The 8,666-nt window shown below is 71.3% G+C and carries 12 protein-coding genes; 5 read left to right on the plus strand and 7 right to left on the minus strand.

The genetic code is table 11. The features are described 5' to 3' along the window. The 6 genes from AC1D01_RS12250 to AC1D01_RS12275 form a co-directional block, all read right to left on the minus strand. Positions 1–218: 2-dehydro-3-deoxygalactonokinase (locus AC1D01_RS12250; protein WP_477866509.1), on the minus strand; the 218-nt coding region annotated here is incomplete at its 3' end. Then, complete coding sequence (locus tag AC1D01_RS12255; protein WP_477866511.1) at positions 215–829, minus strand: 2-dehydro-3-deoxy-6-phosphogalactonate aldolase; 615 nt, start codon at positions 827–829, stop codon at positions 215–217. The genes AC1D01_RS12255 and AC1D01_RS12250, both read right to left, overlap by 4 nt. A gap of 95 nt (positions 830–924) precedes the next feature. Continuing rightward, positions 925–2,211, minus strand: coding sequence for an RNA polymerase sigma factor (locus tag AC1D01_RS12260; RefSeq protein WP_477866513.1), 1,287 nt, complete (start codon positions 2,209–2,211; stop codon positions 925–927). 8 nt (positions 2,212–2,219) lie between these two features. Beyond that, positions 2,220–2,750: an SRPBCC family protein gene (locus AC1D01_RS12265; RefSeq protein WP_477866515.1), complete on the minus strand. Its 531-nt coding sequence runs from the start codon at positions 2,748–2,750 to the stop codon at positions 2,220–2,222. Between the two features lie 115 nt (positions 2,751–2,865). Next, positions 2,866–3,219 (minus strand): YciI family protein, encoded by a 354-nt coding sequence (locus AC1D01_RS12270; RefSeq protein WP_477866517.1) that lies wholly within the window; start codon positions 3,217–3,219, stop codon positions 2,866–2,868. Positions 3,220–3,244: 25 nt separating this feature from the next. Further along, positions 3,245–4,420, minus strand: a complete 1,176-nt coding sequence (locus tag AC1D01_RS12275) for an MFS transporter (RefSeq protein ID WP_477866519.1) — start codon at positions 4,418–4,420, stop codon at positions 3,245–3,247. An 80-nt stretch (positions 4,421–4,500) separates the two neighbouring features. Between AC1D01_RS12275 and AC1D01_RS12280 the strand changes: the two genes are divergently transcribed. Together AC1D01_RS12280 and otnI are read left to right on the plus strand one after the other, a co-directional pair. Further along, positions 4,501–4,920, plus strand: coding sequence for a PH domain-containing protein (locus AC1D01_RS12280; protein WP_477866521.1), 420 nt, complete (start codon positions 4,501–4,503; stop codon positions 4,918–4,920). A gap of 35 nt (positions 4,921–4,955) precedes the next feature. Beyond that, on the plus strand, positions 4,956–5,741 hold the full coding sequence (otnI, locus tag AC1D01_RS12285) for a 2-oxo-tetronate isomerase (protein ID WP_477866523.1): 786 nt from the start codon (positions 4,956–4,958) through the stop codon (positions 5,739–5,741). Here the strand turns inward: otnI and AC1D01_RS12290 are convergent. Next, on the minus strand, positions 5,726–6,658 hold the full coding sequence (locus AC1D01_RS12290) for a 5'-nucleotidase (RefSeq protein WP_477866525.1): 933 nt from the start codon (positions 6,656–6,658) through the stop codon (positions 5,726–5,728). The two genes, otnI and AC1D01_RS12290, sit on opposite strands and share 16 nt — an antisense overlap. Before the next feature lie 127 nt (positions 6,659–6,785). On the opposite strand from AC1D01_RS12290, the gene AC1D01_RS12295 reads away from it, so the two are divergent. The 3 genes from AC1D01_RS12295 to AC1D01_RS12305 all read left to right on the plus strand — a co-directional run. Beyond that, entirely contained in the window at positions 6,786–6,983 is a 198-nt protein-coding gene (locus AC1D01_RS12295) for a hypothetical protein (protein WP_477866527.1), read from the plus strand. A 10-nt stretch (positions 6,984–6,993) separates the two neighbouring features. Next, positions 6,994–7,890 (plus strand): response regulator, encoded by an 897-nt coding sequence (locus tag AC1D01_RS12300; protein WP_477866529.1) that lies wholly within the window; start codon positions 6,994–6,996, stop codon positions 7,888–7,890. Further along, a partial coding sequence (locus tag AC1D01_RS12305) for a PAS domain-containing protein (protein ID WP_477866531.1) occupies positions 7,887–8,666 on the plus strand: 780 nt, incomplete at its 3' end. The genes AC1D01_RS12300 and AC1D01_RS12305, both read left to right, overlap by 4 nt.

An 8,666-nucleotide genomic window follows, 5' to 3' on the forward strand; every position in this document is an offset into this window, starting at 1 on the left:
ACGTAGGGCACCTCGCGCCAGCCGTTGCGGCTGCCGATCATGCCGGCCATCACGATGTGCGGATCGCTCCAGCCGTCGATCTGCTCGGCCAGCACCGCCTCGAAGCGGCCCTGGCAGGCGAGCAGCGCGGCCGGCGTGCTGCGCTGCGCCAGCACGCTGCCGGCGGCATCGAGGCGGTAGGCGCGCAGGCTGCTCGTGCCCCAGTCGACGGCGATCATCGGGCGGCCTGCAGCGCGGCGACGAACGCGCGCGCCATCTCGCTGGTGCGCGACACGTCCTGCCCCGGCTTGTAGAGGTCGCTGCCGAGGCCGGCGCCGATGCAGCCGGCGCGCAGGTACTCGCCCAGGTTGGCCGGTGTGACGCCGCCCACCGCGAACAGCGGCACGCCGGCCGGCAGCACCGCCTTCAGCGCCTTCACATGGCCGGTGCCGTAGGTGGTGGCCGGGAACAGCTTCAGCGCCTGCGCGCCGGCATCGAGCGCGTCGAAGGCTTCGCTGGCGGTCGCGAAGCCGGCCGCCACCTGCAGGCCGCGCTGCACCGCGTAGGCGATCAGCGAGGGCCGGGTGTTCGGCGTCACGACGAGCTTCGCGCCGACCTCGACCAGCGCATCCACGTCGGCCGGCTTCAGCACCGTGCCGCCGCCGATCAGCGCCCGGCTGCCGAAGCGCTGCACGATGTCGGCGATGCTCTTCTGCCATTGCGGCGAGTTCAGCGGGACTTCGATCGCATCGAAGCCGGCATCGATCAGGGCCTGCGCATGGGGCAGGGCTTCTTCGGGGCGGATGCCGCGCAGGATCGCGATCAGCGGCAGGGAGGTGGTCCAGGTCATGGGGCGACAGCGTAGCGAGCGCTCCGGTGTCGCACAAATGAAATTTTGGGCCGCCGGCATGCCAAAAAAGCGGCATCCGCCAGCCCCTCTGCCGCTCAGTCCGGCTGCTCCCGGGCCCGCTGCAGCAGCAGTTCGCGTTCGCGCTCGTTGCGCGTCATCTCGGCGGCGCGCTCGAAGGCCTCGCGCGCCTCGGCGTGCCGGCCCAGCCGCGCGAGCAGGTCGGCGCGCACGCTCGGCAGCCAGTGGTAGTTCGCGAGCGCCGGTTCGGCCTCGAGTTCGTCGACCAGTTCCAGCCCGGCCGCCGGCCCGAACGCCATGCCGACCGCCACCGCGCGGTTCAGCGCCACCACCGGCGACGGCGCCACCTGCTCGAGCGCGTCGTACAGCGCGACGATCTGCACCCAGTCGGTCTCGTCGGCGCGGCGCGCGCGGGCATGGCAGGCCGCGAGCGCTGCCTGCAGCGCATAGGGCCCGCGCGCGCCGCCCAGCGCCTCGGATCGCGCGAGTGCCGCCAGCCCGCGCGCGATCATCTGCGGATCCCAGCGGCCGCGGTCCTGCTCCATCAGCAGCACCGGGCGGCCCTGCGCATCGGTGCGCGCCGGCGTGCGCGAAGCCTGGATCTCCATCAGCGCGACCAGGCCGTGCACCTCGCTCTCGCCGGGCGCCAGGCCGGCCAGCACGCGGCCGAGCCGCAGCGCCTCGTCGCACATCGACGGGCGCATCCAGTCGTCGCCGGCGGTCGCCGAATAGCCTTCGTTGAACACCAGGTAGATCACCTCCAGCACCGAGCCGAGCCGCGCCGCGCGCGCATCCGCCTGCGGCACCTCGAACGGCACGCGTGCCGCGCTCAGCGTGCGCTTGGCGCGCACGATGCGCTGAGCGATGGTCGGCTCGGGCACCAGGAAGGCGCGCGCGATCTCGTCGGTCGTCAGCCCGCCGAGCAGCCGCAGCGTCAGCGCGACGCGCGCATCGGTCGACAGCACCGGGTGGCAGGCGGTGAAGATCAGGCGCAGCAGGTCGTCGCCGATGTCGTCCTCGCGCGCGGCATCGAGCCCGTCGACGAAGTCGGGCACCACGTGCGCCTGCATCGCGTCCATCTCGTGGCCGAGCTCCTCCTGCTTGCGGGCATGCAGCGCGTCCTGCCGCAGCCGGTCGAGCGCGCGGTGCTTGGCGGTGGTCATCAGCCAGGCCGCCGGGTTGTCGGGCAGCACGCCGCCCTCCCAGTGCTCCAGTGCGGCGAGCAGCGCGTCCTGCGCGAGTTCCTCGGCCAGGCCGACGTCGCGCACGATGCGCGCGACGTGCGCGATGATCTTCGCGGCCTCTGCGCGCCAGACGGCTTCGATCGCACGGTGTGTCTCTGTGCGTGGTTGTGTCGATTCCACCGGGGTCCTCAGGTGCTCTTCTCGGCGAGGCTCTTCAGGTTCGCGAGCCCCGCCTCGAAGTCGGTGCCGACCATGCGGTCGACGTTGATGAAGACGTGCATGACCTTGCCGAGGTACGGAACCGGGCCGTGCATCGCCCAGGTCACGCGGGTGCCGCCCTGCTCGGGCTGCAGCGTGAACTCGGCCTGGTTGTGCGCCTCGAACGGCTTCACGAAATCGAGCGCCATCGTGACCTTCGAGGCCGGCACGGTCTCGAGGATCGCGAGGCTGCCGGTGCCGACCTCCTTGCTCTCCCAGCCGTAGCGCGCGCCGGTGCCGACGGTGGTCGGGCCGTAGCTGCCCTTCAACGCCGGGTCCTTGCGCTCGTACGGGTTCCAGGTGTTGAAGCTGCGCAGGTCGTTGATCATCGCGTGCAGCTTCTCCGGCGGCGCCTGGATGCGCACGCTGCGCTCGACGCGGAAGGTGTCGGGCTTGGTGGCGGCGTAGACCAGCAGCACGGCGAGCGCAGCGGCGATGACGAGCAGGGTGGACTTCAGCATGATCGGCTCCTGGGTGTGACGGGCGGATCGATGGGTCCGCCCCTGTTCACACGACGGGCGATCAGCGGCCGGATCGACATCGCCAGGGCCAGCTCAGGGATAACCCCCGGGGTGCCTAGGCGAAGCAGGGGCCGAGCTCGCGGACCTCGATCGTGCACCACTCGGCGGCCGGGCAATCGGCCGCGATCGCCACCGCTTCGTCGCGCGTCTTGACGTCGAGCAGGAAGAAGCCGCCGATCATTTCCTTGGCCTCGGCGAACGGGCCGTCGACCAGCCGCTTCTCGCCGGCGCGCTTCTGCACGCGCACCGCGCGGTCCTGCGCGAGCAGCGATTCGGCGCCCTTCAGCACGCCGCGGGCCTTCAGCTTCTCGGCATAGCCCAGCATGCTGTCGTAGGCCGCCTGGCCTTCGGCGAGCGTGCGCTGGCCGCGTTGTTCGACGGGTTCGACGATGAGCATCACGTAGGACATGGGGTCTCCGATCTCGAATAGGCGTTCATTGTGAAGCGGAAGCGCGGCCGTGGGGATACGGCAGCACCATTGCGAGGCTGGCGACGCACAGCAGCAGCATCGCCAGGGCCAGCGGCAGCGGCGAGCGGCCCGACATGAACGGCGCCACGCCCTGCGTGCCGAGCGCGCCGGCCGCGAGGATCGCCAGCATCAGCAGGGCCGACGCGCGGCCCATCTGCACCGGCGGCAGGGCCAGCGCCTCGCTGAAGGCGGCCGGCCCGCGCACCGCGAGCACCGCGGTGAAGGCGCACCAGAACACCGCGACCGTTGCGTAGCCGGGCTGTCCGAGCCAGGCCGCGAGCGCGAAGCCGCCGCACAGCGCCACATGCGCCCAGCAGCCGGCCTGCACCGCACGCGCCGCGCCGAAGCGCCGGCTGATCCGCCCGGACTGGCTGGCCACCGCCATGAAGCACAGCACGCTCATCAGCTGCAGCGCGGCGAAGCTGGCGGCGCCGCGGCCGTAGGCATGCACCATCAGCTGCGGCGCGCTCGCGACGAAGCTCAGCAGCGCACCGAAGCACAGCGCATGGCACAGCGCGAGGCGCACGAACCTGCGGTTGCCGACGATCGCGCCGTAGCCCGAGGCGGCGCTGCGGTCCAGCCCCGGCAGCTCGCGCGGCGTGACGCGCACGACGAAGGGCAGCGCGAGCAGCGTGACGCCGCCGAGGATCCAGAACGTGGCGCGCCAGTCCATCACCAGCAGCAGCGCGCTGCCGAGCACCGGCCCGGCGGCCGGCACCGCCGACTCGATCATCGCGATCGAGGCGATGCCCTTCACCGCATGCTCGTCCGGCAGCGTCGCGCGCACGACGCTCGGCGCCACCACCGTCGCCGCACCGGCGGCCGCGCCCTGCAGCGCGCGCATCGCGAGCAGCCAGCCGATGTCGGGCGCCAGCGCGCAGCCGAAGGCGCTGAGCACCAGCAGCGAGACGCCGATCTGCACGCAGCGGCGCGGGCCGAGCCGCGTCATCGCCTCGCCCCAGATCAGCTGCGACGCGGCGAGCCCGGCGAGGAACACCGCGACCGTCGCCTGCGCCAGCGTCACGTCGATGCCGAGCGAGGCCTGCAGCGTCGGCACGGCCGGCAGGAACAGGTCCATCGCCAGCATGCTGGTGGCGGTGACGATGGACAGCGGCAGGACGGTGCGGACGGTGGGCGGCATCGCGGCGACGCAAGGGGCGGGCGCCGACTGTAGCAACCCGCAGCTGCTATCGTCACGCCGCACTCTCCCCAAGGAACACCATGTCGAGCTACATCGAAGGCGCACTGACCCCGGACGAACGCGTGCTGCACTACGCCCACGTGAGCCTCTGGTCGCTGTGGGTGCCGCTGCTGCTCGGCCTGGTGCTGCTGCCGGCCTTCGGCGTCGGGCTGATCGCCTGGGGCTATGCCTACGTGATGTACAAGACCACCGAGCTCGYGGTGACGAACAAGCGGGTGATCGTCAAGCAGGGCTTCATCTCGCGGCAGACGATCGAGATCAACATCAACAAGGTGGAATCGATCCAGGTCGACCAGACGGTGATGGGCCGCATGCTCGACTACGGCTCGCTGCTGATCTCGGGGGCCGGTTCGCCGCAGGCACCGTTGAACGGCATCTCGAAGCCGCTGGCCTTCCGGCGCGCGTTCATGGAAGCGCAGGACGGCAGCTCTCACCGCTGACTTCACCGCTGACTTCACCGCTGAGGAGACCCGCCATGCCGAAGTTCGCCGCCAACCTGAGCCTGATGTACACCGAGCATGAGTTCATCGATCGCTTCGAGGCCGCGGCGCGCGACGGCTTCGACGCGGTCGAATGCCTGTTCCCGTACGACCTGCCGGCTGCGGAACTGAAGGCGCGGCTGCAGGGGAACGGACTGCGGCAGGTGCTGTTCAACGCGCCGCCAGGGGATGCCACGCAGGGCGAGCGCGGCCTGGCCTGCCTGCCCGGCCGCGAGGCCGCCTTCCGCGAAGGCATCGAACATGCGCTGGCGCTGGCCGGCGAGATCGGCTGCCCGCGGCTGCACGTGATGGCGGGCATCGCGCCGCCGGAGGTCGACCGGGCCTGGCTGCGCGAGTGCTATGTCGCCAACCTCGACTGGGCGGCCGGCCATGCGGCACCGCTCGGCATCGAGCTGACGATCGAGCCGATCAACACGCGCGACGTCCCGGGTTACTTCCTGAACCGGCAATCCGAGGCGCATGCGGTGGTCGTCGAGCTCGGGCGGCCCAACCTGAAGGTGCAGATGGATCTCTACCACTGCCAGATCGTCGAGGGCGACGTCGAGATGAAGCTGCGCCAGTACCTGCCGAGCGGCCGCGTCGGCCACATGCAGGTGGCGGGCGTGCCGCAGCGGCACGAGCCGGACGTCGGCGAGCTGAACTGCGCCCACCTGTTCGACGTGATCGACGAGCTCGGCTGGAGCGGCCACATCGGCTGCGAGTACCGCCCGCGCGCCGGCACCTCGGCCGGCCTCGGCTGGTGGCGTCAGCGCTCGGCCTGAACGGCCGCCACCTGCGCGATCAGGTTCGAGACGCCGGCCGCGACATGGCCTGAAGGCACATGGGCGGCGGCGTTCTCGATGTGCCCGGTCTGGTCGTCGAAGAAGAAATCGGGCTCGAACTCGCGCAGGAACTCGCCCTTCGGCAACCCGCCGAGGAACATCGCCTCGTCGATCTCGATGTGCCAGTCCATCAGCGTGCGGATCGCGCGCTCGTGCGCCGGTGCGCTGCGCGCGGTGACGAGCGCGGTGCGCACCCGCATCGCCGGCGAGGCCTGGCGCTGCAGCAGCTGCAGCGCTTCGAGCAGCGGCTTGAACGGCCCCGCCGGCAGCGGCTTCAGCGCCTTGTCGCGCTCATGGGCCTGGAAGGCATCGAGCCCGCCGCTCTGGAACACCTGCTCGGCCTCGTCGGAGAACAGCACCGCGTCGCCGTCGAACGCGATCCGCACCTCGTGCGGATGGGCATCGGACGCACGCGCCGAGTGCGGGTAGACGCGGGCGGCCGGCACGCCGGCCTCGAGGGCCGAGCGCACGTCGGCCTCGTTGGTCGACAGGAACAGGTGGGCATTCAGCGGCCGCAGGTAGCGCCATGGCGATTCGCCGCGCGTGAACACGCCGCGCTGGATCGGCAGCCCGTAATGCTGGGCCGAGCGGAACACCCGCATGCCCGAGACCGGGTCATTGCGCGACAGGATCACCACCTCGACCGAGGCCTGCGGCGACGCCGCGTTGAACGCGAGCAGCTTGTTGACCAGTGAGAACGCGACGCCGGGCTTCGCCGGTTCGCCGACGCGCTGCAGCTGCAGCTGCATGTAGGCGCGGTCGTCCTTGGCTTCGAACAGGCGGTTCTCCTCTTCGAAATCGAACAGGGCGCGCGAGGAAATGGCCACGACGAGCTGGCCGGCGAGGGTGGCGGGCATCGCGGGATGATACGGGCGGGGCGTGGTGAAACAAACGAAACAAAGCGGGCCGTTGCGGAAACGGGGTTGATACCCACCGCTTCGACACTGACGGCATACCAACACGCACAACCGCCCGGAGCCCCCCATGACCGCGACCCTCGTCACCACCACGCTGCAACGCCTGTTCTCGCGCCGCGCCGCTGCGCCTGCGCGCCGCCCGTCGCGTGTCGCGGTGCAGCGCGCCCGCTTCGCCCAGGCGCACCGGCTGGAGTTCGCCGACACCCGGCCGGTGGTGTTCCGCAGCGAGGCCTTCGGCGAGGACATCGCCCACCTGAGCCTGTGAGCGGTGCGCGATGAACACCACGCCGACCGCCACCGAATGGATCACCGCGGTGCTGAGCGGCGCGAACCGTGCCGGCATTGCGCCGCCGGACCGATATGATCCGCCGCGAACCCCCCGCGACATACCGCAACGAGGCATCTTCCCCATGGCGTCCGGCGTGCAAGCCGCCACCCCTGTCGTGCTGGTCGTCGACGACGAGCCGGAGATCCGCTCGCTGCTGAGCGAGTACTTCGGCCGCCACGGCCTGGTCGTGCGCACCGCGCAGGATGCGGCACAGGCGCGCGAGATGCTCGCCGAATCGCTGCCCGACCTGGCCATCCTCGACGTCAACATGCCCGGCGAGAACGGCCTGTCGCTCGCGCGCTGGCTGCGCGAGCGCCACCCGCACATGGGGCTGGTGATGCTGACCACCGCCGGCGAATCGGTCGACCGCATCGTCGGCCTGGAGCTCGGTGCCGACGACTACGTGCCCAAGCCGTTCGAGATGCGCGAGTTGCTGGCGCGCATCCGCGCGGTGCTGCGCCGCGTGGCGCTCGCCACGCTGGCACCGCAGGTGGCGGCGGCCGCCTCGCAGCCGACGCCGAGCAAGCGCGTGCGCTTCGGCACCTGCGAGCTCGACCTCGACCAGCGCCGGCTGTTCGCGCTCGACGACAGCCGCGAGGTCGAGATCAGCGCTGCCGAGTTCGACCTGCTGTCGCTGTTCGCCCGCCACCCGAACCGGCCGCTGAGCCGCGACCAGATCATGGAGCAGGCGCACAACCGCGGCTGGGACGTGTTCGACCGCTCGATCGACCTGCGCGTGATGCGGCTGCGCCGCAAGATCGAATCCAACCCCGACAAGCCGGAAGTGCTGAAGACCGTTCGCAACGTGGGCTACGTCTTCGTGCCCCACGTCGCGGACGCATGACCGGACTCCAGCGCGAGTTCAGCTGGACCGGCCGCCTGCGATGGGGCGAGCGCCCCGAAGCCGCGGACGGTGCGGCGCTGGACCCGGCGCTGATGAGCTCGCTGCTCGACCACATCACCGCGCGCGTCGCGGTGATCGACCGTGCGCACCGCTACCGCTACGCGAACGGCGAGGCGGCCGGCTTCTTCGGGCTGACACCGAAGCAGATCACCGGCCGGCACCTGGCCGACGTGATCGGCCGCGCGTCGTACGAGGGCTACCTGCCGTGGACCGAGCGCCTGTTCGGCGGCGAATCGCTGCGCTGGCAGGGCTGGGTCGAGTACCCGGTGCGCGGCCGGCGCTTCGTCCAGGAGACGATGGTGCCGTACGGCCCGCCCGGCGAGCCGGTGCAGGCGATCGTCGTGTTCGGGCGCGACCACACCGAGCTGAAGCTGCACGAGGAGGCGCTGGCGCAACAGGTCGAGCAGCTGCGCGCCAGCGAGGCGCTGAAGTCGGCGATCGTCGACCAYGCGCTSGCSGCGCTGATCTCCACCGACGSSSAGGGCYGCATCGTCGAGTTCAACCCGTCGGCCGAGGCGATSTTCGGMCGCMSGCGCGCCGACGTGCTGGGCCGGCGCGTCAGCGAGGTCGCGATGCCCGAGCGCTACCGGGCCGCGCACGATGCCGGCATGGCGCGGCTCGCGGCCGGCGGCGCGCCGCGCGTGCTGGGCCGGCGCATGGAGCTGTTCGGGCTGCGCGCCGACGGCCGCGAGTTTCCGATCGAGATGGTGCTGTGG

This window comes from Rhizobacter sp. P3_B12 (genome assembly GCF_056402895.1).

Coding starts and splice junctions, on each gene's coding strand:
- AC1D01_RS12255 (WP_477866511.1), bottom strand. CDS start 829: ATGACCTGGACCACCTCCCTGCCGCTGATCGCGATCCTGCGCGGCATC.
- AC1D01_RS12265 (WP_477866515.1), bottom strand. CDS start 2,750: ATGCTGAAGTCCACCCTGCTCGTCATCGCCGCTGCGCTCGCCGTGCTG.
- AC1D01_RS12270 (WP_477866517.1), bottom strand. CDS start 3,219: ATGTCCTACGTGATGCTCATCGTCGAACCCGTCGAACAACGCGGCCAG.
- AC1D01_RS12275 (WP_477866519.1), bottom strand. CDS start 4,420: ATGCCGCCCACCGTCCGCACCGTCCTGCCGCTGTCCATCGTCACCGCC.
- otnI (WP_477866523.1), top strand. CDS start 4,956: ATGCCGAAGTTCGCCGCCAACCTGAGCCTGATGTACACCGAGCATGAG.
- AC1D01_RS12290 (WP_477866525.1), bottom strand. CDS start 6,658: ATGCCCGCCACCCTCGCCGGCCAGCTCGTCGTGGCCATTTCCTCGCGC.
- AC1D01_RS12295 (WP_477866527.1), top strand. CDS start 6,786: ATGACCGCGACCCTCGTCACCACCACGCTGCAACGCCTGTTCTCGCGC.
- AC1D01_RS12300 (WP_477866529.1), top strand. CDS start 6,994: ATGAACACCACGCCGACCGCCACCGAATGGATCACCGCGGTGCTGAGC.